Below are 23,156 nucleotides of genomic sequence, written 5' to 3'. Positions count from 1 at the left end.
CGGCCGGAACATGGGTTCGTCCGCCGCGCCGCTCCCCGGCGCACGTAGACTCGGATGTCGTGAGCACGAAGATCCTTCCCGAGAGCGAAGTACGGCCGAACCTCTCGCACGGCGACGAGGGAGACCACGAGCGCTTCTCGCACTACGCGGACAAGAACAAGATCACCGAGAGCATGGTGACCGGCACGCCGATCCGGGCGCTCTGCGGCAAGGTCTGGGTCCCGAGCCGTGATCCCAAGAAATACCCGGTGTGCCCCGAGTGCAAGGAGATCTACGAAGGTCTTCCCCTGGGCGGCGGCCCCAAAGAGTGACCCCGCGAGGCCGCGCGTCCGCGTCCTCGTACCTCGCGCCGGGCGATGAGCCGTTCAGGCCCGCGCGCGACGGCTCCGTGACGCCGTAACGCACGTCCGGGTGGGCGGGTGAGCCGTTCATGCTGGGACGGGCGAGCCTGGGTGAACCCTTGGCCGGGGAGCGAGTGTTGCTCCCCGGCGATCGGCGCGGCGGCGGCTAGCGTCAGCACTCTGACCTGATCGAACCGGGGGAGTGCATGGTGCGGCGCACGGTTGCCGTGTCTCTGGGGTCTCTGGCGTCTCTGGCGTGCCTGTTCACGATCGCGGGCGCGCCCGGCGTGCCGGCCCGCGCCGCCGCCGCGCGCCCGTGCGGCGGGCACGCGGGTCCTCCGCGCATGGACGGGCGCGGCCCGGAGCCGTACGCGCCCGACCGCCGGGACACCGAGCGCATGCTCTCGGAGATGCGGCGCCGGCTCGGCGCCCTGCGTCCCGGTCTCCGGGCCCACACGGTCACCGTCCCCTTGTGGGTTCATGTGATCACCGACGGGCAGGCGGGCGCCCCGGAGGCCGCCGTCACGGCCCAGGTCGAGACGCTGAACGCCGCCTACGGAGGACGGCTCGGCGGCGCCGACACCGGCGTGCGGTTCGCGCTGCGCGGCGTCACGCGCACCGACAACCAGGTGTGGTTCCACCAGCCGCTCGCCAACGAGGCCGCCATGAAGCAGCGGCTGCGCAAGGGCGGCGCCGAGACGCTGAACCTCTACGTCGCCCAGTTCGGCGAACTGGTGCTCGGCTACGCCACCTATCCGCACTGGTACCAGAACAACCCCAAGTTGGACGGCGTCGTGGTCGACTGGCGCAGCCTGCCCGGCGGCAGCCTGCGCGACTTCGGCAAGGGGTACACCGCGGTGCACGAGATCGGCCACTGGCTCGGGTTGTTGCACACCTTCGAGAACGGCTGCGGCTCGCCCGGGGACTCGGTCGACGACACCCCGCCCGAGGCCACCTCGACCCAGGGGTGCCCCGATCGCAAGGACACCTGCCCCGACCTCGGCGACGACCCGGTGCACAACTACATGGACTACTCCCACGACCGCTGCATGTCGGAGTTCACCGCCGGCCAGGCCGCCCGCATGCGCGACATGTGGACCGCCTACCGCGCCCCCACTCCCTGACCGCTTACTGCGTCCCCGCCCCCTGACCGCCGCGCGCCGGATCGCTGTTCCCGCCGCTTACCGCGTCCCCGCCGCTTACCGCGTCCCCGCCCAATGGCCGCCTGCCGCGCCCCCGCCCCCTGACCGCCGCGCGCCGGATCGCCGTTCCCGCGGGGTGTCAGGAACCCGGTGACCTCGCGGCCCTGACGCCGGATCGCCCGCGCTTCGGTGCGCCCCCACATCCGCCCGGGCAGGTCTCCGGCGGGGCGTCCGGACGGCCCGTTGCGGTCATCGGCGTCATTATTCAAATGTTTCGTTGACGCAAGGGCCGCCCTGGAACGGATACTCGGTGCACGGGAGGAGGCGCTGTGGACAAGTACCGCACCGGGCGACGGCCGTACGGCGAGCCCGTGTGGCCTCCGCCGGAAGAGGAAGGGCTGCCGCCGTCGGCCCGGCTGTACGGCGCTCCGGCCGCCCCCTCGCGGGTCAGGGTGCCTTCCTGGGCCCGCCGGGTGCTCGTGTTCGTCGTGGCGGTGGTCGTGGGCGCCGCCCTGGTGGCCGGAGTGGTCGCCTTCGCCGTGAGCCGCCTGAACGCGAGCCCGGGCCCCGTCCCGGTGGACGACGGCGTCGCCGGAGTCGGCTACACGCTGCCGTCCGGCTGGACGCCGGGAACGGTCCCGCCGGTCACCGGGTTCACCTCGGTCGCCACCGCGGGCGACTCCGCGCTCGTCATGGCCCGCCCGGCCGGGCCGCTTCCGGCCGCGGGCCCGCGTGCGGCCACGCTCGACCTGGCCGAGCTGTACGGGCGGCTGCTGTTGCACGGCGACGAGGTGGAGGTGGTGGACGACCGCCCGGTCGCGGTGAACGGGTTCACCGGCCACACCCGCGCCCTCCGCGCGACCTACACCGACGTGGTCAACCAGCCGGCCTATCTGCGTGTGACACTTCTCACCAAGAACGGCGAGAGCGTCGTCCTGCTCGCCGTCGCGCAGCCGGACACCCCCCGGCGCCGTGCCGAGATCGACGCCATCATGCGCGGAGTCACCTAGCCCGGCCGTCCTCCGCCGGCGTCCCTGGGGACGCCCCAGGGGTGTGCCGCCGGTCCCTGGACGGGGCGATAGCACGGGAGGGGCGCGATGGCGAGCATCCTCGGGGGCGGCACGTCCTGTCGGTGTCCCCCGCTATCGTGGCTTCACTGTGAGGGAGCGAAGCGAGCGCGACGACAAGATCATCAGTGTGGGGCACCGCCCCGAGGTCCGGAAAGGTCCTCTGACAAGGAGGTCGGCGTGAGCTCGTTTGCCGCGTCCCATCTGTCACCTTCCTATCCCGACCGAGCCGCGTGGGGCACCGCGCCCAAGCTCCGCGCGTGGCAGCAGGAGGCGCTCGACCTCTACTTCCGGCGCGAGCCGCGCGACTTCCTGACCGTGGCGACCCCCGGCGCCGGCAAGACGACGTACGCGCTGCGCATCGCCAGCGAGCTGATCAGCCGGGGCATCGTGCGGGCGGTCACCATCGTGTGCCCCACCGAGCACCTCAAGCGCCAGTGGGCCGACGCCGCGGGCCGGGTCGGCATCGCCATCGATCCGGAGTTCAAGAACAGCCAGGGCGCCACCTCGCGCGACTACGTCGGTGTCGCGGTGACCTACGCCCAGGTGTCGATGCACCCCGCGCTCCACCGCGCCCGCACCGAGGCCCGCAAGACGCTGGTCATCTTCGACGAGATCCACCACGCGGGCGACGCCAAGTCCTGGGGCGACGGCGTGCGCGAGGCGTTCGAGCCGGCCGCGCGGCGCCTGGCCCTCACCGGCACCCCCTTCCGGTCCGACACCAACCCCATCCCGTTCGTCACCTACGCCGAGGACGGCGAGGGCGTGCGGCGCAGCGTCTCCGACTACTCCTACGGCTACGGCCCCGCGCTCGCCGACGGGGTCGTCCGCCCGGTGATCTTCCTGGCGTACGCCGGTGAGATGCGCTGGCGCACCCGCGCCGGTGACGAGATCACCGCCACGCTCGGCACGCCGCTCACCAAAGACCAGATGGGCCAGGCGTGGCGCGCCGCCCTCGACCCCAAGGGCGACTGGATCCGCCAGGTCCTGCGGGCGGCCGACAAGCGCCTCACCGAGGTGCGCAGGCACGTGCCCGACGCCGGGGCCATGGTCATCGCCACCGACCACGAGACGGCGCGCTCCTACGCCAGGCACCTGCGCGCGATCACCGGCGAGGGCGCCACGGTCGTGCTGTCGGACGACCCCGGCGCCTCCGACAAGATCAAGCAGTTCAGCGCCTCGGAGGAACGCTGGCTGGTCGCCGTCCGCATGGTCTCCGAAGGCGTCGACATCCCGCGTCTCGCGGTGGGCGTGTACGCCACCAGCGTCTCGACGCCGCTGTTCTTCGCCCAGGCGGTGGGGCGCTTCGTCCGTGCGCGCAGGCGGGGCGAGACGGCCTCGGTGTTCCTGCCCTCGGTGCCCACCCTCATGGGCCTGGCCGGTGAGATGGAGGCCGAGCGCGACCACGTCCTGGACCGCAAGCTCCCCGAGGAGGGCCTGGACGACTTCCTCGTCGAGGACGCCCAGCAGAAGAAGGACAACCCGGACGTCCTGGGCGACGAGCTGCCGTTCGAGACCGTCGAGGCGTCGGCGACCTTCGACCGGGTGCTGTTCGACGGCGGCGAGTTCGGCACCTCGGCCGAGCCCGGCTCCCCCGAGGAGGAGGACTTCCTCGGCCTGCCGGGGCTGCTGGAGCCCGACCAGGTGGCGGTGCTGCTGCGCAAGCACCAGGCCGATCAGCAGGCCGCCCGGCGGCGCAAGGTGGCCGACGCTCCCGCGCCGGTGGCGCTCGCGCCGCACGAGGAGATCGCGGCCCTGCGCAAAGAGCTGAACGGCCTGGTCGGCGCCTGGAACCACCGCACCGGCCAGCCGCACGGCGTCATCCACGCCGAGCTGCGCCGCGCCTGCGGAGGCCCGGCCATCGCCCAGGCCTCCGCCGACCAGATCCGCGCCCGCATAGAGACCATCCGCAAATGGGCCACCCAACGCTCCCGCTGACTCCGCACCCGCTGGCTCCGCACCCGCCCGGGTGACCGGCACCACCATGAGCACGCGGCGCACCGGCGCTCCGGCCCGAGCGTCCGACATTCCCGTCCCGTCATCTCCAGGGAGACCGGCTTGAAGAGCGCGCTTGTCATCGTCGATGTGCAGAACGACTTCTGCGAGGGCGGCAGCCTCGCGGTGGGCGGCGGCGCCGAGGTCGCCGCCGCCATCGGTCCGCACGCCGCCACGGGCGGATACGACCACGTCGTGGCGACCCGCGACTACCACGTCGACCCCGGCGACCACTTCGCCGAGCACCCCGACTACCAGCGCACCTGGCCCGCCCACTGCGTCGTGGGCACCTCCGGAGCCGACTTCCACCCGGCGCTCGACACCTCCGCCGTGGAGGAGGTGTTCAGCAAGGGCCGGCACAGCGCGGCCTACAGCGGCTTCGAGGGCGCCAGCGGCGCGGGCACCGGGCTGGCCGAGTGGCTGACCACGCGCGGGGTCGAGCGGGTGGACGTGGTCGGCATCGCCACCGACCACTGCGTGCGCGCCACCGCGCTCGACGCCGCGAACAACGGCTTCGCCGTGCGCGTTCTGCTGGACCTCACGGCCGGCGTCGCCCCCGCCACCACCGAAGCGGCCCTCACCGAACTCACCACCGCCGGCGTCGCCCTGACAGGCACCCCCATCCTCAGAACGGCCTGACCCGGCCCGGGGCGTCCGGGCCGGGCGCCGTACAACGGCGCCGGCTTCGCCGTACCCCACCCCGCCGACCCGGCGCCGATGAAGCACGTCTGGTTGGGCGGGGCGGTCTCGGCCGGCGGTGAGGTGAGACGGGGAGGTCGTGGTGGGGCTGTAGGTCAGGAGAAGAGGGTGGGGATGACGGGGTCGCCTTGGGAGAGTTGGTGGGCGAGGACGGGGAGTTCGGCGACGGAGGCGCGGTGGCGCTCGCGGGCGGCATCCAGCGGTTCCCTGCCGACGATCTCGCCGCCGCGCACCAGCGTGTGCAGCAGCGGCCGCGCGCCCTCGGGAGCGGGGGCGCCGGGCGCGGTGGTGACCAGTTCGGCGGCGGCGACGCCGTCCTCGACGACGCGGAAGGCGTCCTTCCTGCCGCCCCGGCTCGGCTTGCCGACCGACTTCTTGGCCACCGGCCGCAGCACGCCCTCGCCGTCCTCGCGGGCGACGAGCTTGTAGACCATGGACGCCGTGGGGGCGCCCGACCCGGTGACCACCGAGGTGCCGACGCCGTACCCGTCGACGGGCGCGGCGGCGAGCGCGGCGATGGCGTACTCGTCCAGGTCGCTGGTGACCACGATGCGCGTCTTGGTGGCGCCGAGCCCGTCGAGGAGCTTGCGCACCTCGCGGGCGACCACCGCGAGGTCGCCGGAGTCGATGCGCACGGCGCCTAGCCCGGGCCCGGCCAGCTCCACCGCCGTGCGCACGGCCTTGGCGACGTCGTAGGTGTCCACCAGGAGCGTGGTGTCGTGGCCGAGGGAGTCGATCTGCGCCTGGAAGGCGTCGTACTCGCTGCCGTGCAGCAGGGTGAAGGCGTGCGCGCTGGTGCCGGCCGTCGGCACGCCGTACACGCTGCCGGCCATCAGGTTGGAGGTGGAGGAGAAGCCCGCCAGGTAGGCCGCCCGCGCCGAGGCGACGGCGGCCCGTTCGTGCGTGCGCCGCGAGCCCATCTCGATGATCGGCCGGTCGCCCGCCGCGTGCGTCATGCGGGACGCCGCCGAGGCGACCGCGGAGTCGTGGTTGAGGATCGAAAGGATCAGCGTCTCCAGCAGCACGGCCTCGGCGAACGTGCCGTCCACCACCATGATCGGCGAGCCGGGGAAGTAGCACTCGCCCTCCCGGTAGCCGTACACGTCGCCGGAGAACCGGTAGGAGGCGAGGAAGTCGAGCGTGCGGTCGTTCACCACCCGCCGCTCGCGCAGGAACGCCAGCTCGGCCTCGCCGAAGCGGAAGTCCGCGAGGGCGTCCAGCACCCGCCCGGTGCCCGCGACGACGCCGTACCGGCGACCCAGGGGGAGGTGGCGGGCGAAGACCTCGAACACCGCCCGATGGTGCGCCGCCCCGCTGTCCAATGCCGCCTGCAGCATCGTCAGCTCATAGTGATCGGTGAGCAACGCGCTGCTCATGGCCATCTTCACAAGTCGAAGACTACGACTGGCGTAGGGCAGGATGGGAACGTGGGTAGTACCGCTCCAGCCGAGGTCGAGCGTCCGTCGACGGACGTCCGTCCCGACCTTCCGTGGCTGACGATCGTGTGGAACGACCCGGTCAACCTCATGTCGTACGTGACCTACGTCCTGCAGACGGTCTTCGGCTACCCCAAGGTCAAGGCCGAGAAACTGATGCTCGACGTGCACCACAAGGGCAAGGCCGTCGTGGCCAGTGGCACCCGTGAGGAGATGGAACGCGACGTGCAGATCCTGCACTCCTACGGCTTGTGGGCCACCGTCCAGAGAGATTCGGCGTGAGCACGGGCTTCAGCGCGACGCGTGGCGGTGGGGTCGCCATCCTGCTGGACGCCGGGGAGGCCTCGATCCTGCGCTCGCTGGTGTCGCAGGTGCTCGGCCTGGTGGAGCCGGGTGCGACGGGGGACGACCCGCTCGAGCGGGCGCTCGGCATCGGCTCGGCGACGGCGCCGTCCGATCCGGTGCTGGCCCGGCTGTTCCCCTCCGCCTACGCCGACGACGACGAGGCGGCCGCCGATTTCCGCCGCTACACCGAGGCGACGCTGCGCGAGGGCAAGCGGGCCGACGCCGAGGTGCTGCTCAAGACCGCCGAGCAGGGCAAGGTCGAGCTGACCGGCGAGCAGGCGCAGGCGTGGCTGCGCGCGCTGAACGACGTGCGCCTGGCGCTCGGCGTGCGGCTGGAGGTCACAGAAGAGGTGCACGAGGAGCTGGCCGGGATGGCCGAGGACGACCCGCGCTACCCGGCGTACGTGACCTACGACTGGCTGACCTACCTCCAGGACACGCTGGTCCGCGCCCTTTGGTAACTTCCAGGCATGCTCACGATCTCACGGGAACTGGTCGACAAGATCATCGCCCACGCCTGGGCCGATCACCCGGACGAGGCATGCGGGGTGATCGCCGGTCCGGCGGGCTCCGACCGGCCCGAGCGTTTCATCCCCATGGAGAACGCCGAGCGGTCGCCGACGTTCTACCGCTTCGACTCGATGGAGCAGTTCCGCGTGTGGCGCGAGATGGACGACCGCGACGAGGAGCCGGTGGTCGTCTACCACTCGCACACCTCGACCGAGGCGTACCCGTCCCGCACGGACATCAGCTACGCCTCCGAGCCGAACGCCCACTATGTGCTGGTCTCCACGGCCGATCCCGATGATGTGCAGTTCCGCTCGTTCCGCGTGGTGGACGGGGTCGTGACCGAGGAACAGGTGGAGATCGTCTCCTCGTGAGGCTCGCAGGGGAAGCGGTAGAGTTGGGAACATGCTGATGACCGATCCGGTGTCGCCGAGCGCCCGCGTGCGCCCCGGCCGGTCGTCCCCCGTGCAGAACCATCTTTTCGCGCACACTCCGTTCACCGTCGTCTACGACTGTTCCTGAACGCAGGAATCCCAGCCCCGCCCCGCGTGTTCGCACACGTTGGGTGTCCCGTGACGACCACTGACCAAGGAGAAAACACGCGATGGCCATCGAGGTTCGCATTCCGACCATCCTCCGCACCTACACCGACGGCGCCAAGTCGGTGAACGCCGCGGGTGCGACTCTCTCCGACCTGATCGGCGACCTCGAGTCCCGCCACCCCGGGCTCAGGGAGCGCATCGTCGACGACTCCGGCCTGCGCCGGTTCGTCAACGTCTACCTCAACGACGAGGACGTGCGGTTCCTCGGCGGCCTGGACACCCCCGTCGCCGACGGGGACACCGTGACCGTCCTGCCCGCCGTGGCCGGAGGCATGCGCTAGTCATGCGCTTCGACTCGCTGATCGACTCGGTCGGGAACACCCCTCTGGTGGGGCTTCCGCGCCTGTCCCCGTCCGCGGACGTCCGCGTCTGGGCCAAGCTGGAGGACCGCAACCCGACCGGGTCGGTCAAGGACCGCCCGGCGCTGTGGATGATCGAACAGGCCGAGAAGGAGGGCCTGCTCACGCCCGGCTGCACGATTCTCGAGCCCACCTCCGGCAACACCGGCATCTCGCTGGCGATGTCGGCCCGGCTCAAGGGCTACAAGCTGATCTGTGTGATGCCGGAGAACACCTCCGAGGAACGCCGCCAGCTGCTGCGCATGTGGGGCGCCGAGATCATCCCCTCGCCGGCGGCGGGCGGGTCCAACGAGGCGGTGCGGGTGGCCAAGCGGCTGGCCGCCGAGAACCCGTCCTGGGTGATGCTCTACCAGTACGGCAACCCGGCGAACTGGCGCTCCCACTACGAGTCGACGGGGCCGGAGATCCTGCGGGACCTGCCCTCCATCACCCACTTCGTGGCCGGTCTCGGCACCACGGGCACCCTGATGGGCGTCGGGCGCTACCTGCGCGAGCACGTGCCCGGCGTGCAGATCGTGGCGGCCGAGCCGCGGTACGGCGAGCTGGTGTACGGGCTGCGCAACGTGGACGAGGGGTTCATCCCCGAGATCTACGACGCCGACGTGCTGACCACGCGTTTCTCGGTGACCTCGGCGGACGCGCTGCGCCGCACGCGCGAGCTGCTCGGCTCCGAGGGCATCTTCGCCGGCATCTCCACCGGCTGCGCCCTGCACGCCGCGCTCGGCATGGCGGCCAAGGCGGTCAAGGCCGGGGAGCGCGCCGACATCGTGTTCATCGTGGCGGACGGCGGCTGGAAGTACCTGTCCACCGGCGCCTACGAGGGAACGCTGGACCAGGCGGAGGACCGCCTGGAGGGCCAGCTCTGGGCCTGAGGCCCGATCTTCTCGCTCATGAACGCGGGCCCTCTCTCCCTGGAGAGGGGGCCCGCGTTCGTCTTCCCGCCCAGTCCAGCCCGGCCGGGGCTGAGCGGGAAGAGATCAGTTGAACAGGACGCGGAGGCTGAAGGACGTGATGTCGCCGGACCTCCGGGCGCTGAGGCCCACCGCGCGCAGCACCTGGGCGTTGGCCCGCTCCTCGCCGCTCAGGTCGTTCAGGTAGTACTTCTCGATCTTGTCCAGGTCGATGTAGAGCGCGGCCGCCGCGGAGTCCGCGTCCGGGACCGCGGTGGTGAAGGTCTCGCTGTCGCCGAGCGCGCCGTCCTTGGCGAGCTCGGCGGCGTACTCCTGGGAGCTGGCCAGGACGAGCCGTCCGTCGGCCGCGACCTTGGCGATCTGCGGCGCCGCCGTCCCCGAGTCGGCGATGAACTTCTCGATCTTGGCGACGACCGCCTGCGCCTTGGCCGGGTCGGTGGTGAGCACGGCGCCGGCCTTGGGCAGCCGGCCGTCCAGGCCGCGCTGGTCCACGGCCACGGTGAGGTTCTGGCCCAGCAGCGTCACCAGGTCCTCGGGGAGGGAGATGCCGTAGGTCTGCCGCGCCTGCTGGACGAAGTCGGAGAACGACCGGCCGCCCGAGGCGCCGTCGGCGGCCTCGGTGATCTGCGGCCATTGGCCGGCCAGCAGCTCGCCGAGTCCGGACACCGACAGCGCGCCCACGGTCGAGGCGGGCAGCCGCGACAGCCGCGCGCCTTCCACGGCGGCGGGGGCCTGCATCGTCCCGCCGCGGGAGATGCCGGTCAGCTCGGCGTACCCGCCGTCGAAGCGCAGCGCCCCGGCGAAGCGCACGTTCTTCACCATGTCCAGGGTGCCCGCGGGCGGGGTGGCGCCGGTGGCCTGCGCGGCGCCGGCGATCCGGCCGGCGTCGCCCCAGAACGACAGCACGCCCGGCTCGCCCACGGCCTCCCGGTCGGCGGCGAAGGCGGCCTCGCCCGACAGCGGCGCGGCCGTGGCGTAGGCGTCGGCCTCCGCCTGTGTCTCGGCGAGGATCGCGTAGCCCTCCCGGAACGCCAGGCCCTTCAGCTCGCCGCCGGTGTTCAGCTTGCGCACCCCGGCGCGGGCCTTGTCCTCGTCGGTGACCTGCACGGCCGCGACCACCCGCGGCGTGCCGGAGCCCGCCTTCGGCGCCAGCACGCCGAGGCCGACGCGGTCGCCGAGCCACGGGGCGACGTCGCGGGCGTAGTCCACCTCGGCCAGGCCGGAGTCCCCCTGGCGCAGCAGCTCGAACAGCGACCGGCGCGGGTCGTCGCCGGTGAACGCGCCCCGCGTCGCGGAGAACTTCCGCGCGAGCTGGAACAGCGCGAGCTTCTGGTTCGCGGCCGGGTCGAGGTCGAGCCGCACGTAGGCCATGGTCCCCGCGGGCAGGACGTCCTCCGGCTGGGCGCCGCCGCCGCTGAGCAGGGTCATCGCGTACACGCCGCCGCCCCCGACCAGCGCCACGACGACGGCGGCGACGATCGCCAGCAGCCAGCCCCGCCCGCGCCTGCGGGCGGGCGGTGGCGGCGGCGCGCCGATCTGCACCTGCTGCCACGCGGGCTCCCCGGCCTGCGGCGGCCCGGCGAGGGGCGGCGCGGCGTAGGTGAAGGACTGGGTCCCCGGAGCGGCGTGCCGGCCGGGCGATGGGTGCCGGTAGGACACCGTCCGGTCGGGGTCCTCGTTGAACGGGTACGGGGGGAGGGGTTGGCCTGCCATGGCTCCGCTTTCGATGGATAGGGGGATTGTCCTGAGGTGGGAAGGGATCCGCCGCGAGGCTAGATCACCGTGGTAGCGAAGCACTTGCAGGCCGCTTTCCACCGGCTTTGCGGACCTCGGTAGGGTGAGGCTTCCAGAACGAAATTCGGTTCGTTTCGCGCGAGACGGGGCCAGAGAGCAGATGACGAAGTTCGACGAGGCGACGCAGGCGATCAGGGTCGACGCGACCACCTACGACGTCTGCCTCGATCCCGGCTACGCGATCGGCGGGCCGCTCAACGGCGGGTACCTCATGGCCGCCGTGCTGCGGGCCGTCGTCGACGCCTCCCCGTACGAGCACCCGGTGTCCACCGCCGCGCAGTTCCTGCGGGCCCCGAGGCCCGGGCCCGCCCGCGTCCGGCTGGAGCAGCTCAAGGCCGGCCGGACCGCCGCGATGACCCGGGCGACCCTGGTCCAGGACGATGTCTCCTACATCGAGACGCTGGTGACGACCGCCACCCTCGGCGACGGCCCGAGCGAGTGGATCGGCGAGCCCGCGGTCGCCATGCCTGCGGTGGAGGAGTGCTTGCCGCTGCCGTCTCCCAAGGACGAGTCGAACATGACGTTCAACGCCCAGATCGAGACCCGGTTCGACCCGCCCACGATCGGCTGGTTCACCGGCATGCCGACCGGGCGGCCGGAGTCGCGCGCGTACTTCCGCATGGCCGAGCCGCAGGACCCCGACCCCTACGTTCTGGCGATGGCCGTGGACGCACTGCCGCCGGTCGTGTTCTCCGCGGGCGCCAGGGGATGGGCGCCGACGGTCGAGCTGACCTGGCACCTGCGAGGGCTGCCCGTCCCCGGCTGGCTGAAGGTCGTCGGCCACGGACGCCTGATCAGGGACGGATGGTTCGACGAGGACGTCGAGATCTGGGACTCCGCGGGCAACCTGGTGGCCCAGTCGCGTCAGCTCGCCCGGCTCGGCCGTGGCTGAGCGGCGGGCGGGCGGTGCGACGGCCGAGTGGCGCGCGGGCGGTGCGACGGTGGGCGTGCGCGGCGCCCGCCGGGACGGACGGCCCGGTGAGGGATTACTCCAATGTGAGCATTCTTACCAAGAGCGATTGTCCACGGTCCCCTAATGTTGGGATCATGGTGGACATCGGGAGCGTCGCCCACGCGCCATGGGTCAGCATGATCGACGCCGTGGAAGAGCAGAGGGACGGGCACGGTCCCGCGATCGGGATCTTCGACAGCGGCGTCGGCGGCCTCACCGTCGCCCGGGCGATCATCGACCAGCTTCCGAACGAGTCGATCCTGTACGTCGCCGACACCGCGCGCCAGCCGTACGGGCCCAAGCGCATCGCCGAGGTGCGCGCGTACGCGCTGGAGGTCATGGACCACCTCGTCGAGCACGACGTGAAGATGCTGGTGATCGCCTGCAACAGCGCCAGCGCGGCCGTGCTGCGCGACGCCCGCGAGCGGTACGACGTGCCCGTGGTGGAGGTCATCCAGCCCGCGGCCCGGCGGGCCGTCCGCGCCACGAGGAACGGCCGGGTCGGTGTCATCGCCACCCGCGCGACCATCGAGTCCATGGCCTACCACGACGCCTTCGCGGCGGCCCCCGACGTGCGGCTGACCGGAGTGGCCGCCCCCCGGTTCGTGGAGTTCGTCGAGCGGGGCGAGACGATGAGCGACGAGCTGATCGAGGTCGCCCGCGAGTACCTCCGGCCGGTGGTCGACGACGGCTGCGACACGCTGATCCTCGGCTGCACCCACTACCCGCTGCTGACCGGTGCGATCTCCTATGTGGCCGGCAACGGCGTCACGCTCGTGTCCAGCGCGGACGAGACGGCCAAGGACGTCTACCGTGTCCTGCACGACCGCGGCCTCGCGGCGCGGAGCGGGACGCCCCGGCACAGGTTCCGCGCGACGGGCGACGGCGCCATGTTCGCCCACCTCGGGCGGCGGTTCCTCGGACCGGAGATCGTCGACGTCGAGCGCGCGCCGGTGGGCGACATCTCCGGCGAAGGGGCGCTCGCCGCGCCCAACTGAGACCACACGCGCCCCGATGGGACGGGGCGCGGACGGCGGGCGGGGCCGGCAGGGCCGCGCCCGGCGCCCGCCGTGCCGGGTGCGGCGCCCGCCGTGCCGGGACACCCTGGGCCGGGACACCCGTGCCAGGGGCGCGCGAACGAACAGTGCTGACCGCGTCGCGTCAGTGTGACAAGGCGCTACCGCGCCGAGTGAGGAGTCCGCCGTGAGATTGACGATCGTGGGCTGTTCCGGGAGCTTCCCCGGCCCTGACAGTCCCGCGTCCTGCTACCTGCTGGAGGCCGAGGGGTTCCGCCTGCTCCTTGACTTCGGCAACGGCTCCCTGGGAGCCCTGCAACGCCACATCGGCCTGTACGACGTGGACGCCATCTGCCTGTCGCACCTGCACGCCGACCACTGCCTGGACATGTGCTCCTACCACGTCGTGCGGACCTACGCGCCGTCGGGCCCGCTGCCGCGCGTCCCCGTCCACGCCCCGAAGGACGCCCCGCGCCGCCTGGGCGCCGCCTACGGCATGGACGACGAGCCGGGACTGGAGACCGCCTTCGACTTCTCGGCGCTCGCGCCCGGCACGTTCTCCGTGGGGCCGTTCGAGGTGACGGCCGCCCAGATGAACCACCCCGTCGAGACCTACGGCTTCCGCGTCACGCACGGCGGCCACGCGGTCGCCTACTCGGCCGACACCGGGGAGTCCGCCGAGCTGGTCGAGCTCGCCGCCGGGGCCGACGTGCTGCTGTGCGAGGCGTCGTTCCTCGACCGGCCAGGCAACCCGGAGGGCCTGCACATGAACGGCCGCCAGGCCGCCGAGCACGCCGCCCGCGCCGGCGCCGGCACGCTCGTTCTCACCCATCTGGTGCCCTGGAACGACCCGGAGCAGATCCTGCGGGACGCCGGGCGCGGAGGGTTCGAGGGGCGGGTGGAACTCGCGCGGAGCGGGGCCGTGTATGACCTAAGGTGAGCCCATGGCACGTGATGATGGACGCAGTCCCGACCAGCTCCGGCCGGTCACGATCACCCGCGACTGGCTCGCCCACGCCGAGGGCTCGGTCCTGGTGGAGTTCGGCGGCACCCGAGTGCTGTGCGCCGCCACGGTGCAGGACAACGTGCCGCGGTGGCGCAGGGGCAGCGGTCTCGGCTGGATCACCGCCGAGTACGCCATGCTGCCCCGCTCGACCAACACCCGCAGCGACCGCGAGTCGGTGCGCGGCAAGATCGGCGGCCGCACCCACGAGATCTCACGGCTGATCGGCCGCTCGCTGCGCGCCTGCGTCGACTACAAGGCCCTCGGCGAGAACACCATCGTGCTCGACTGCGACGTGCTGCAGGCCGACGGCGGCACGCGCACGGCCGCCATCACCGGGGCCTACGTCGCCCTCGCCGACGCCATCGCCTGGATGCGCAAGCGCAAGATGTGCCCCGGCGACCCGCTGGTCAACTCCGTCGCCGCCGTCTCGGTCGGCATCGTCGGCGCCACCCCGCTGCTCGACCTGTGCTACACCGAGGACGTCGCCGCCGAGACCGACATGAACGTCGTCATGACCGGTTCGGGGGAGTTCGTCGAGGTCCAGGGCACCGCCGAGGGCATCCCCTTCGACCGCTCCACCCTCGACTCCCTGCTCGACCTGGCCGGCGCGGGCTGCGCCGAGCTCACCGCCCTCCAGCGCCGGGTCCTGTCGTGAGCGTGGTGCGCACGGTGGTCCTGGCCACCCGCAACGAGGGCAAGATCGTCGAGCTGCGGCGCATCCTCGCCGACGCCGACGAGAAGATCGAGCTGATCGGGCTCGAGCGGTTCCCCGAGATCGGCGAGATCGCCGAGACCGGGCTCACGTTCGCCGAGAACGCCCTGATCAAGGCGCACGCCGTCGCCTCGGCGAGCGGGCTGCCCGCCATCGCCGACGACTCCGGGCTGTGCGTCGACGCGCTCAACGGCATGCCCGGGGTGTTCTCCGCCCGCTGGTCGGGCTCCCACGGCGACGACGCCGCCAACCTGCGGCTGCTGCTCGCCCAGGTGTCGGACGTGCCGGACGGCCGCAGGGGCGCCCACTTCGCCTGCGCGGCGGCGCTCGCCCTGCCCGGCGGCGACGAGCGCGTCGTCGAGGGCACGCTCGCCGGCACGCTGATCCGCTCCCCGCGCGGGTCCAACGGGTTCGGGTACGACCCGATCTTCGTCCCCGATGGCGAGCAGCGCACGACCGCCGAGTTGTCCCCGGCCGACAAGGACGCCGTCAGCCACCGGGGCCGGGCCTTCCGCGCCCTGGTGCCCGTCCTGCACGAGCTGCTCGCGGGCAAGGCCCCGTGACCACTCGCGGGGAAGGCCCCGTAACCGGGGCGTAAGATCCGGGCGACCGGTTCAGGCGTAGCGTTCGTCCTGTGAACCTCAACCAGACGCGCCCGCGCGGGCAGGCATGGGCGGCGGCGCTCATCGGCCTCGTGGCGGGCGCGGTGGCCCTGGGCATCGGCCAGCTCGCCGCCGGGCTGCTCGACCCGAAGGCGTCTCCGGTCATCGCGGTCGGCGACGCGGCCGTCGACCGCACGCCGGCCGCGCTGAAGGAATGGGCCATCCGCACCTTCGGCGCCAGCGACAAGTTCGTCCTCATCTCGGGCATCGTGGTGGTGCTCGCCCTCGTCGCCGCCGGTCTCGGCCTGCTGGCCCGCCGCCGCGCGGGGTACGCCACGGCCGGGCTGCTGGCCTTCGGCGTGGTCGGCGCGGTCGCCGCGGTCACCAGGCCCGACGGCGCGGTGCTCGACGTGCTGCCCTCGGTGGTCGGCGCGGCGGCCGGGGCCTGGGCGTTGCGCATCCTGGTCCGCCGGGCGTGGCCCGACGCCGAACCGGGATACGGCTTCCCGCGCTACGACGACCCCGCCGCCCTCTCGGGCGCGGCGACGATCCGGGAGCGGGACCCGCAGGACCTCCACGGGGGCGAGGACCTGCGTGACTCTTCCGCGGCCGGTTCTCCGGCGGGCGCTTCCTCGGCCACCGGTTCCGCCTGGGCCGGTGGCTCGGCCACCGGTTCCGGCGGGGCCGGTCGCTCCGCCACGGGTTCCTCCGCGACCGGTGCCGGGGGCGGCGGTGCGCCGGCGGCGTCCGGCGCGGCCATGGAGCCGCGGGAGCCGCAGGACGCCGAAGCGCGGCCGGCCGGGCGTCCCGCCGTCATGCGGGGAACCGCCGAGGAGCCCGAGTTCGACCGGCGCGCCCTGCTCGGCGGGGTCGCCGCGGGCGTCGTGGTGGCCGGGGCGGGCGGGCTGATCGGACGCGCCCTCGGCGGCCGGCTCGACGTCTCCACCGAACGCGCCAAGCTCGCCCTGCCCAGGGCGGCGACGCCGGCCAAGCCGCTCCCCTCCGGAGTGGACTTCCGCCTGGACGGCCTGTCGCCCTTCACGACGCCCAACCGCGACTTCTACCGTGTCGACACGGCTCTGGTCGTCCCGCAGGTGGACCCGAAGACGTGGACGCTGAAGATCCACGGCATGGTGGACCGGCCCGTCGAGATCACCTTCGCCGACCTTCTCAAGCGGCCCCTCATGGAGGCCGACGTCACGCTGACCTGCGTGTCCAACGACGTGGGGGACAACTACGTCGGCAACGCGCGCTGGCTCGGCGCCCGCCTGGCCGACGTGCTGCGCGACGCCGGCATCCGCTCCGGGGCCGACATGCTGCTGTCCACCTCCTCCGACGGCTGGACCTGCGGCACGCCGGTGGACATCGTGATGGACGGCCGGGACGCGCTGCTCGCCGTCGCGATGAACGGCGAGGCGCTCCCGGTCTCCCACGGCTTCCCGGTGCGCCAGGTCGTCCCCGGACTGTACGGCTATGTCTCGGCCACCAAGTGGGTCACCGACATCAAGGTGACCCGCTTCGACCAGGACGAGGCGTACTGGACGCCGCGCGGCTGGGCGCCCAAGGGCCCGATCAAGACCGAGTCGCGCATCGACCTGCCACGGGGCGGGTCCACGATCCCCGCCGGCCGCACGGCCATCGCGGGCGTGGCCTGGGCGCAGCACCGGGGCGTCGACGCCGTCGAGGTCCGCGTGGACAAGGGGACGTGGCGGCAGGCGCGGCTGGCCGCGGTCCCCGGCCCGGACACCTGGCGGCAGTGGGTGGTGGACGACTGGGACGCCACCCCCGGCAAGCACACCATCGAGGTGCGCGCCACCGACGCCACCGGCCAGACCCAGACCGCCGACTACGCCCCGCCCGCCCCCGACGGTGCCACCGGCTGGCACTCCATCCTCGTCGTCGTCAAGTGAGACCCAACCGGAATCCGGGCGCGGCGGGATCGGTGAGCAGGATCTGGCGTCAGCCGGGACCGGCGACCACGTCGCTGGAGAGGGACGGCGATCCGGCGCCGCGCTCGGACCACGGGCCGATGAGCAGGAGATGTCAGGAGCCGCCCGGGGCGACCAGGCCGGATTCGTAGGCGAGGACCACGAGTTGGGCACGGTCGCGGGCGCGGAGCTTCGCCATGGCCCGGTTGATATGGGTTTTCGCGGTCATCGGGCTGATCACCATGCGGTCGGCGATCTGGTCGTTGGACAAGCCCTGCGCTACCAGTGCGACGGCCTCGCGTTCGCGGTTGGTCAGCTCTTCCAGCCCCATGCCGGTGCCGGTGCTGATCGGCCGGGTGAGGTATCTGTTGATGAGCATGCGGGTGATCGAGGGCGCGAGCAGCGCGTCGCCACGCGCGGCGACGCGTACGGCGTGCAGGAAGTCGTCCGGCACGACGTCTTTGACGAGAAATCCGGCCGCGCCGGCACGCAGGGCGTTGAAGACGTGTTCGTCCAAGCCGTAGTTGGTCAGGATGACGACGTGCACCCCGGCCAGAGCCGGGTCCGCGGCGATGCGCCGGGTCGCCTCGATGCCGTCGACGAGCGGCATCTGGATGTCGATGAGCGCGACATCGGGCAGATGTTCCGTGGCCAGAGCCAGGCCCTCCATCCCGTCGCCGGCCTCGGCCACCACCTCGATGTCGTCTTCGAGGTCGAGGAGCGCGCGGAATCCGCTGCGCAGGAGCGGCTGGTCGTCGACCAGCAGGACACGGATCAAGGCGTCCGATCCACGGGGAGTTCCGCCTGGACGGTGAAGCCGCCCTCACCGCGCGGCTCCGCGCGCAGGCGGCCCCCGAGGGCGGTGACACGTTCGCGCATCCCGAGCAGCCCGACCCCGGGCACCGGCGCGGTGTCCGGTGTGGCCTTGCCGTCGTCTTCGACGCGTATCTCCAGGGCGCCCGGGCGGTAGTGGACCCGGACCGACGCGGTGGCGGCCGCGGCATGCCGGGCGATGTTGGTGAGCGACTCCTGAACGATCCGGTAGACGGTCCGGTCCACCGCGGCCGGCAGACCGTGCCGTCGCCCTTCGATCGTCAGCGTCGCGTCCAGGCCGCTCCTCCGGGCCCGTTCCACCAGCTCCTCAACGTGGTCGAGCCCACGCGGCGGGGTCGTGTCGTCGTCGCGCAGCGCTTCCAGGGTCGCGCGCAGCTCCCGGGTCGCCTCACGTCCGGCCTCCTGGATCGCCAGCAGGGCCTCCGGCACCTGTTCGCCCCGCCTCCGGGCCACATGGACGGCGACCTCGGCCTGCACCTTGATGACCGAGATCTGGTGGGTGAGCGAATCGTGCAGTTCCCGCGCGATGTGCAACCGCTCCTCGTCGGCGCGGCGTCGCGCGGTCTCCTCCCGGGTGCGCTCCGCTTCCTCCGCCCGCCGCTCGGCCTGTCGCAGCGCCTCACCCGCGGCGCCTGCCGCGATCAGCCAGGCCAGCTCGAGAGCGCCTCGGGCCTGCGCGAACGCCTCGCCCGTGTCGTGCAGGCCCGAGGCCAGGGCCGCGATGGGCAGCGCGGCCAGCATGGTCACGCTCGCCGCCACGGTGATGACGCGGTGTCCCGCCCGTACGGCGGCGTACACCGCGAACAGGTACGCGACGGCGGGTACGTCGAACCCGGCCGCCTGGTAACCCACCGCGCACAGCCCGGTGACGGCCAGGACCGGAACCGGAGCCCGGCGGCGCGCGGCCAGCACCAGGCCGCCGACCCCCAGCAGCCCGTATCCGAGCAGGTCGACGTACGTGGCGGAGCCCTGCCCCGACAGCCCGGTGACCAGTAGCGCCGCCGCCACGCCGACGGCGATCACCCAGTCTGTGACACCGGCCCGTCCTGTGCTCATGGGCGCACCTTAGCCGGAGGTCCGCGTGGGCGAGTCCTGCCCATGGATGATCGACCGGCTACCGCACCCGCGGTACCTTCGCGGCTCCTGCGGCGTCCGCCGTAGCCGGCTGCGGCATCGGCGGCAGCGCGGATCGCCATCGTCCGCCGGACGACCGGCGGTAGGTCCGGCGGACATGATCGGGCGACGTCCAGTCGTAGGAGAAGGAGCACCTCATGTCAGTCCGATTCGTGCTTGCCGCCGCCGCGGCCGCGCTGCTGTCGGGGTTCGGGCTCGCCACACCGGCGGCCGCGCACGTCTTGGCCCAGCCGGACCCCGTCAGTGCCTACGCCTTGACCGCCGGGCGTCTCTGGTCCGTCGTGGGTGCGCTGCTGGGGCTGGCGGGCGTGGTCATCGGCGGGCTGGCCGTGGCCCGCTCCGCCGGTCGTATCGGCAGCGGCGACGGGAGGAGAGGGGCCATCGTGGCCCTGGTGGCGGGGCTGGGGGGTGCGGTCATCGGCGGGCTGGTCGTGGCCGCCGCCAAGGGTGGTCCCGGCACCGGCTACGGAATAGTCGGGGGTTACGTGGCTCTGGTGGTGGGACTGATCGCCATGCTCCTCGGCGGGCTCGCTCTGACCCGCTCCCGCCGCACCGCTCGCCGGCCGACCGGCTGACCGCGTGGCCTCACGTAATGCCGACACGTAATGCCGACACGTAATGCCGACACGTAATGGAGGAGCGACATGCTGACCGTGATCGGCGCGGGGTTTCCGCGCACCGGTACGAGCTCGATGAAGGCGGCACTGCAACGGCTGGCCTTCGGGCCCTGCCATCACATGTTCGACGTCATGACCAACCCCGGCCTCACCCAGAGGTGGGCCGCCCTGGCCGCCGGCGACACGGCGGACTGGGAGCACCTGTTCGAGGGGTTCCGGTCCGCGGTGGACTGGCCGGCCTCGTACTTCTGGCGTGAGCTGGCGGCGACGTACCCGGCGGCCAAGGTGGTTCTCACGGTCCGCGACCCGCACGCCTGGTACGCGAGCATGCAGACGCTCATCGCCAACGGCCCGGCACGGCGGTTGTCGGAGAACATGCCGCCGGAGGCCGCCGATCTGTACACCTCCATGGTGACCATGAGCCCGCTGCTCGACCGCATGGTGCGGGAGGCGTTGGACAGCGACCGGCCCTTCCGTGAGGGCCTGCCCGACGAGAAGGCCGCCATCGCGGCGTTCGAGCGGCACACGGCCACGGTGAAGGAGAGCCTGCCGCCGGAGCGGCTGCTGGTGTTCGACGTGCGCGAGGGGTGGGAGCCGCTCTGCCGGTTCCTGGGCGTGGACGTCCCCGCCGGCGAGCCGTTCCCGCATCTGAACGACGGCAAGTCGATGCGGGAGGCGCTGGAGAGGGTGTTGTCAGGGGGCGGCATCGTGTCGCCGTTCGCCCCGAAGGACTGAACCCTCCCCCACGCGAGGTGATCGCGTTGATCATCCGCTTTCCTTCGTCTTTCCGCGCCGCCCGGCCCGGCGTGTGGTCCCAGGTGAATCCCGCGATCGGCACGCCGGTGCCGCGCGGCGCCCCTACGATCGGCCTCTGACCGGGTCGGTGCGGAACTTGGGGGAGCACAATGACCGGAACCAGTCACGGGGGTCGGTCGCGCGCGGGGGCGTCGCGGCGCAGGCCCCGCGACGGCCACGACGCCCCGGGGCCCCCTGGGCCGCCGGGACCAGCGGAGCTACCGGGCCTACCGGGACCATCGGAGCCACCGGGGCTACGGCCGTGGCCGCCGATGGCGTCGGAGCCGCCGATGGCCTCGGAGGCGGGGAGGTCCGTGGGGACGCGGGTCGCCGAGGTGGGGTACAACCCTGTCGTCACCTCCGACGGCGTCCGCTGGCGTGACTACGAGCTGGCCGCGGAGATCCCCGCGGACGAATGGCGGCCGTCGTCGGCCGATCCGCTGTCCTCGGCCGATCCGCTCACCACCCGGCAGGAGCCCGTTCCGGCGGTTCTCCGGGGCTACGAGATGGCTCCTTCGCCGGGGCAGATCCAGATCCCGGGCCTGGCCCGCGCCCCGGAGGGCTCACCGGAGAGCCGGACGCCTGATGGCCATGTCTCGCTGCGGGAAACGCCGCAGGCCCGAGCGTCGGGCGAACGGCCGCCGGCCCACGCGGGCGGAGCGGGGAACACCACGCCGCTGGACACCGACGGGTTCCGGCGGCAGCCACGCGAGACCGCCCCGGACACCGCACTCTGGCAGGACGGGTTCACCCTCCCACCATGGAAACCGGCCTCCCCTCCGCAGCCTGCACCCGCCCAGCCCCTGTCGGCGCAGTCCATGTCCGCCCAGTCGGTGTCGGCGCAGCCTGTGTCCACCCAGCCTGTGTCCGCGCAGGCCGTGTCGACGCAGTCTGTGTCCGCGTCGTTCATGTCCGCGCAGGGCGCGCCCGCGCGACTCGGGCCCGCGTCCGGTCGTCACCACCTCGTTTCCACGCAGGATGCCCCGGCTCACGGACGCCGCCACCCGGAGCGTGGCGGGCACGGCCCGGCCCACGCTCGACGCGAGTCCGCGTATGAGCAAGGGGCGTCCGCTCATGGTGGTCCAGGCGGGGCGAGCGGCGATCGTGATGTGCCGGGCGGTCCTGGTGTGCCGAGCGGCGGTCCCGGTGTGTCGGGCGGGCATCCGGGTGTGCTGGGCGGTGATCAGGAGGTGCTGGGCGGGGGTCTCGGTAATGGGGGGTGGCCGGGGGTGGTGGCGGGCGACTGGTTCGACGGTCCGGGCCGTCCGCCTCGGCTCGACCTCGCGCGCCCGTACGGCACGTCGGGCGGGCTGGCCTGGCCCGATCCGCAGGTGCAGCGCGACCTGTGCCAGGCGGTGCCCGAGGGGGCGCGCTTCGCCGACCCGCGCGGCACGTGGATCCGTCTGATCAACGGCGAGGGCCCGTCCGACGATCCCTTCCGGGCGACGAACTCGCTCGACTGCGCGCTCGCGGTGATCTCCACCTGGCACGGCGAGCCGGTGGTGGCCGCGCCGCGGCAGCCCGAGTACGACCGCCTCGGCCGGCCGTCGCTCGGCGGCGAGCCCGGCGGCGTGGCCCGCGCCGAACGCTGGCTCGGGCACCGCTTCGAGTACGTCGGGCAGGGCCGCCGCGCGTACGCGCTGGTCGCCGAGCGGCTGGGCGCCGGCGGCCATGGTGCGGCGGCCGTGCTGGTCACCCGCTGGGCCTCCGGCGGCAACCACGCGTGGAACGCCGTCAACGCCGCGGGGGAGGTCGTGTGGGTGGACGCCCAGCGCGGGCACACCTCCGTGGACCCACCGCCCGGCCCGGTGGCCGGGGTGTTCTGCGTGGCGCTCGACCGGCGGGGGAGGCGGCTGTGAGCGGGCACGGGATGTCGGCGGAGCAGGCGCGGGTGGTGGCCGAGGAGTACTTCAACGGCCCGCTGCCGGCCGAGCGGGCCACGGAGGTCGGGCTCTACGCCTTCGACGAGGGGTACGTCGCCTGGCCGCGGCCGCCCGAGCCGCAGGATCCGAGCGCGCTGCCGGCGATCGTGGGCGGCGGGTGCGTGGTCATCGACCGCGCCACCGGCGAGGTGTCCATCCGCCCCTTGCTCACTCCGGAGGCCGTCGCCGAACAGTGGTCGGGACGCCGCCCTCGGTAGGCCGGGCGCCGCCGATACGCGGCGGGACCCACCTGGCCGCGGGCCCGGCCGCCGGTACGCGGCCGGCCTCACCTGGCGGCGGGCCCGGCCGCAGGGGCTCGGCCCGCACGTGTGGCTGGCGCGGATGGGCTCGGCCCGCACACGCGCTCGCGCAGGTGGGCTCGGCCGCGGGTGGGCCCGGCCCGCGCGGGTGGCCGGCGCTGTCCGGGGCCACCCGCGGCA

General features: G+C 73.0%; 24 protein-coding genes. 20 read left to right on the top strand and 4 right to left on the bottom strand.

Translation table 11 applies throughout. The features are described 5' to 3' along the window. Positions 1 to 59: 59 nt before the first annotated feature. The 5 genes from ACFQSB_RS14640 to ACFQSB_RS14620 all read left to right on the top strand — a co-directional run bounded on the left by ACFQSB_RS14640 (position 60) and on the right by ACFQSB_RS14620 (position 5,184). A complete protein-coding gene (locus ACFQSB_RS14640; protein ID WP_354841953.1) occupies positions 60 to 311 on the top strand; it encodes a DUF3039 domain-containing protein in 252 nt (83 codons plus the stop codon). Positions 312 to 550: 239 nt separating this feature from the next. Further along, positions 551 to 1,465 (top strand): zinc metalloprotease, encoded by a 915-nt coding sequence (locus tag ACFQSB_RS14635; protein WP_417774566.1) that lies wholly within the window; start codon positions 551 to 553, stop codon positions 1,463 to 1,465. 347 nt (positions 1,466 to 1,812) lie between these two features. Further along, entirely contained in the window at positions 1,813 to 2,493 is a 681-nt protein-coding gene (locus ACFQSB_RS14630) for a hypothetical protein (RefSeq protein ID WP_354916594.1), read from the top strand. Positions 2,494 to 2,730: 237 nt separating this feature from the next. Beyond that, on the top strand, positions 2,731 to 4,488 hold the full coding sequence (locus ACFQSB_RS14625; RefSeq protein ID WP_380826937.1) for a DEAD/DEAH box helicase: 1,758 nt from the start codon (positions 2,731 to 2,733) through the stop codon (positions 4,486 to 4,488). Between the two features lie 120 nt (positions 4,489 to 4,608). Beyond that, complete coding sequence (locus ACFQSB_RS14620) at positions 4,609 to 5,184, top strand: nicotinamidase (protein ID WP_380826936.1); 576 nt, start codon at positions 4,609 to 4,611, stop codon at positions 5,182 to 5,184. Positions 5,185 to 5,339: 155 nt separating this feature from the next. On the opposite strand, the gene ACFQSB_RS14615 is transcribed toward ACFQSB_RS14620, so the two are convergent. Further along, positions 5,340 to 6,626 (bottom strand): nicotinate phosphoribosyltransferase, encoded by a 1,287-nt coding sequence (locus ACFQSB_RS14615; protein ID WP_380826933.1) that lies wholly within the window; start codon positions 6,624 to 6,626, stop codon positions 5,340 to 5,342. 45 nt (positions 6,627 to 6,671) lie between these two features. Between ACFQSB_RS14615 and clpS the strand changes: the two genes are divergently transcribed. The 5 genes from clpS (at position 6,672) to ACFQSB_RS14590 (ending at position 9,365) form a co-directional block, all read left to right on the top strand. Further along, positions 6,672 to 6,962: an ATP-dependent Clp protease adapter ClpS gene (gene clpS / locus ACFQSB_RS14610; protein WP_354916606.1), complete on the top strand. Its 291-nt coding sequence runs from the start codon at positions 6,672 to 6,674 to the stop codon at positions 6,960 to 6,962. Then, complete coding sequence (locus ACFQSB_RS14605) at positions 6,959 to 7,486, top strand: DUF2017 domain-containing protein (RefSeq protein WP_354841972.1); 528 nt, start codon at positions 6,959 to 6,961, stop codon at positions 7,484 to 7,486. Before clpS ends, ACFQSB_RS14605 begins: the two co-directional genes overlap by 4 nt. 9 nt (positions 7,487 to 7,495) lie before the next feature. Next, positions 7,496 to 7,906 (top strand): M67 family metallopeptidase, encoded by a 411-nt coding sequence (locus ACFQSB_RS14600; RefSeq protein ID WP_354841974.1) that lies wholly within the window; start codon positions 7,496 to 7,498, stop codon positions 7,904 to 7,906. Between the two features lie 230 nt (positions 7,907 to 8,136). Then, complete coding sequence (locus tag ACFQSB_RS14595; RefSeq protein ID WP_354841977.1) at positions 8,137 to 8,415, top strand: MoaD/ThiS family protein; 279 nt, start codon at positions 8,137 to 8,139, stop codon at positions 8,413 to 8,415. A 2-nt stretch (positions 8,416 to 8,417) separates the two neighbouring features. Next, on the top strand, positions 8,418 to 9,365 hold the full coding sequence (locus ACFQSB_RS14590; RefSeq protein WP_354841980.1) for a PLP-dependent cysteine synthase family protein: 948 nt from the start codon (positions 8,418 to 8,420) through the stop codon (positions 9,363 to 9,365). 105 nt (positions 9,366 to 9,470) lie between these two features. On the opposite strand, the gene ACFQSB_RS14585 is transcribed toward ACFQSB_RS14590, so the two are convergent. Next, the gene (locus tag ACFQSB_RS14585) at positions 9,471 to 11,117 is read right to left on the bottom strand and encodes a DUF3352 domain-containing protein (protein ID WP_380826929.1); all 1,647 of its coding nucleotides are present in this window, start codon (positions 11,115 to 11,117) and stop codon (positions 9,471 to 9,473) included. Between the two features lie 181 nt (positions 11,118 to 11,298). Here ACFQSB_RS14585 and ACFQSB_RS14580 point away from each other — a divergent pair, with 181 nt between their 5' ends. The 6 genes from ACFQSB_RS14580 to ACFQSB_RS14555 all read left to right on the top strand — a co-directional run bounded on the left by ACFQSB_RS14580 (position 11,299) and on the right by ACFQSB_RS14555 (position 17,396). Continuing rightward, positions 11,299 to 12,090 (top strand): thioesterase family protein, encoded by a 792-nt coding sequence (locus ACFQSB_RS14580; protein WP_380826928.1) that lies wholly within the window; start codon positions 11,299 to 11,301, stop codon positions 12,088 to 12,090. Positions 12,091 to 12,287: 197 nt separating this feature from the next. Next, positions 12,288 to 13,148 carry a glutamate racemase gene (gene murI / locus ACFQSB_RS14575; protein WP_354916644.1) on the top strand — a complete coding sequence of 287 codons (861 nt, stop codon included), beginning with the start codon at positions 12,288 to 12,290 and terminating at the stop codon, positions 13,146 to 13,148. A gap of 205 nt (positions 13,149 to 13,353) precedes the next feature. Continuing rightward, complete coding sequence (locus ACFQSB_RS14570) at positions 13,354 to 14,106, top strand: MBL fold metallo-hydrolase (RefSeq protein WP_380826927.1); 753 nt, start codon at positions 13,354 to 13,356, stop codon at positions 14,104 to 14,106. Between the two features lie 4 nt (positions 14,107 to 14,110). After that, positions 14,111 to 14,827 carry a ribonuclease PH gene (gene rph / locus ACFQSB_RS14565; protein WP_354841991.1) on the top strand — a complete coding sequence of 239 codons (717 nt, stop codon included), beginning with the start codon at positions 14,111 to 14,113 and terminating at the stop codon, positions 14,825 to 14,827. Continuing rightward, entirely contained in the window at positions 14,824 to 15,447 is a 624-nt protein-coding gene (gene rdgB / locus ACFQSB_RS14560; protein WP_380826925.1) for an RdgB/HAM1 family non-canonical purine NTP pyrophosphatase, read from the top strand. Before rph ends, rdgB begins: the two co-directional genes overlap by 4 nt. A 71-nt stretch (positions 15,448 to 15,518) precedes the next feature. After that, on the top strand, positions 15,519 to 17,396 hold the full coding sequence (locus tag ACFQSB_RS14555; protein WP_380826924.1) for a molybdopterin-dependent oxidoreductase: 1,878 nt from the start codon (positions 15,519 to 15,521) through the stop codon (positions 17,394 to 17,396). Positions 17,397 to 17,529: 133 nt separating this feature from the next. Here ACFQSB_RS14555 and ACFQSB_RS14550 read toward each other — a convergent pair whose 3' ends face one another. Then, positions 17,530 to 18,192 carry a response regulator gene (locus ACFQSB_RS14550; protein WP_380826923.1) on the bottom strand — a complete coding sequence of 221 codons (663 nt, stop codon included), beginning with the start codon at positions 18,190 to 18,192 and terminating at the stop codon, positions 17,530 to 17,532. Beyond that, positions 18,189 to 19,304 (bottom strand): sensor histidine kinase, encoded by a 1,116-nt coding sequence (locus ACFQSB_RS14545; protein WP_380826921.1) that lies wholly within the window; start codon positions 19,302 to 19,304, stop codon positions 18,189 to 18,191. Before ACFQSB_RS14545 ends, ACFQSB_RS14550 begins: the two co-directional genes overlap by 4 nt. A gap of 215 nt (positions 19,305 to 19,519) precedes the next feature. Here ACFQSB_RS14545 and ACFQSB_RS14540 point away from each other — a divergent pair, with 215 nt between their 5' ends. The 4 genes from ACFQSB_RS14540 (at position 19,520) to ACFQSB_RS14525 (ending at position 22,934) form a co-directional block, all read left to right on the top strand. Then, positions 19,520 to 19,957, top strand: a complete 438-nt coding sequence (locus tag ACFQSB_RS14540) for a DUF6223 family protein (protein WP_380826919.1) — start codon at positions 19,520 to 19,522, stop codon at positions 19,955 to 19,957. 69 nt (positions 19,958 to 20,026) lie between these two features. Continuing rightward, positions 20,027 to 20,734 carry a sulfotransferase family protein gene (locus ACFQSB_RS14535; RefSeq protein ID WP_380826917.1) on the top strand — a complete coding sequence of 236 codons (708 nt, stop codon included), beginning with the start codon at positions 20,027 to 20,029 and terminating at the stop codon, positions 20,732 to 20,734. A 374-nt stretch (positions 20,735 to 21,108) separates the two neighbouring features. Then, positions 21,109 to 22,653, top strand: coding sequence for a toxin glutamine deamidase domain-containing protein (locus ACFQSB_RS14530; RefSeq protein WP_380826916.1), 1,545 nt, complete (start codon positions 21,109 to 21,111; stop codon positions 22,651 to 22,653). After that, positions 22,650 to 22,934, top strand: coding sequence for a hypothetical protein (locus ACFQSB_RS14525; RefSeq protein ID WP_380826915.1), 285 nt, complete (start codon positions 22,650 to 22,652; stop codon positions 22,932 to 22,934). The genes ACFQSB_RS14530 and ACFQSB_RS14525 overlap by 4 nt, the downstream gene beginning before the upstream one ends. Positions 22,935 to 23,156: the final 222 nt, after the last annotated feature.

This window comes from Sphaerisporangium rhizosphaerae (assembly GCF_042665155.1).
Lineage (GTDB): Bacteria > Actinomycetota > Actinomycetes > Streptosporangiales > Streptosporangiaceae > Sphaerisporangium > Sphaerisporangium rhizosphaerae.
The sequence above is the reverse complement of the archived record's forward strand: the minus strand, read 5'-3'. Positions and strand labels throughout refer to the sequence as shown.

What these genes read in the sequence shown, in the direction of transcription:
- ACFQSB_RS14615 (WP_380826933.1), bottom strand. Translation starts at nt 6,626, where the DNA reads ATGGCCATGAGCAGCGCGTTGCTCACCGATCACTATGAGCTGACGATG.
- ACFQSB_RS14600 (WP_354841974.1), top strand. Translation starts at nt 7,496, where the DNA reads ATGCTCACGATCTCACGGGAACTGGTCGACAAGATCATCGCCCACGCC.
- ACFQSB_RS14595 (WP_354841977.1), top strand. Translation starts at nt 8,137, where the DNA reads ATGGCCATCGAGGTTCGCATTCCGACCATCCTCCGCACCTACACCGAC.
- ACFQSB_RS14590 (WP_354841980.1), top strand. Translation starts at nt 8,418, where the DNA reads ATGCGCTTCGACTCGCTGATCGACTCGGTCGGGAACACCCCTCTGGTG.
- ACFQSB_RS14585 (WP_380826929.1), bottom strand. Translation starts at nt 11,117, where the DNA reads ATGGCAGGCCAACCCCTCCCCCCGTACCCGTTCAACGAGGACCCCGAC.
- ACFQSB_RS14580 (WP_380826928.1), top strand. Translation starts at nt 11,299, where the DNA reads ATGACGAAGTTCGACGAGGCGACGCAGGCGATCAGGGTCGACGCGACC.
- murI (WP_354916644.1), top strand. Translation starts at nt 12,288, where the DNA reads ATGATCGACGCCGTGGAAGAGCAGAGGGACGGGCACGGTCCCGCGATC.
- rph (WP_354841991.1), top strand. Translation starts at nt 14,111, where the DNA reads ATGGCACGTGATGATGGACGCAGTCCCGACCAGCTCCGGCCGGTCACG.
- ACFQSB_RS14545 (WP_380826921.1), bottom strand. Translation starts at nt 19,304, where the DNA reads ATGAGCACAGGACGGGCCGGTGTCACAGACTGGGTGATCGCCGTCGGC.
- ACFQSB_RS14540 (WP_380826919.1), top strand. Translation starts at nt 19,520, where the DNA reads ATGTCAGTCCGATTCGTGCTTGCCGCCGCCGCGGCCGCGCTGCTGTCG.
- ACFQSB_RS14535 (WP_380826917.1), top strand. Translation starts at nt 20,027, where the DNA reads ATGCTGACCGTGATCGGCGCGGGGTTTCCGCGCACCGGTACGAGCTCG.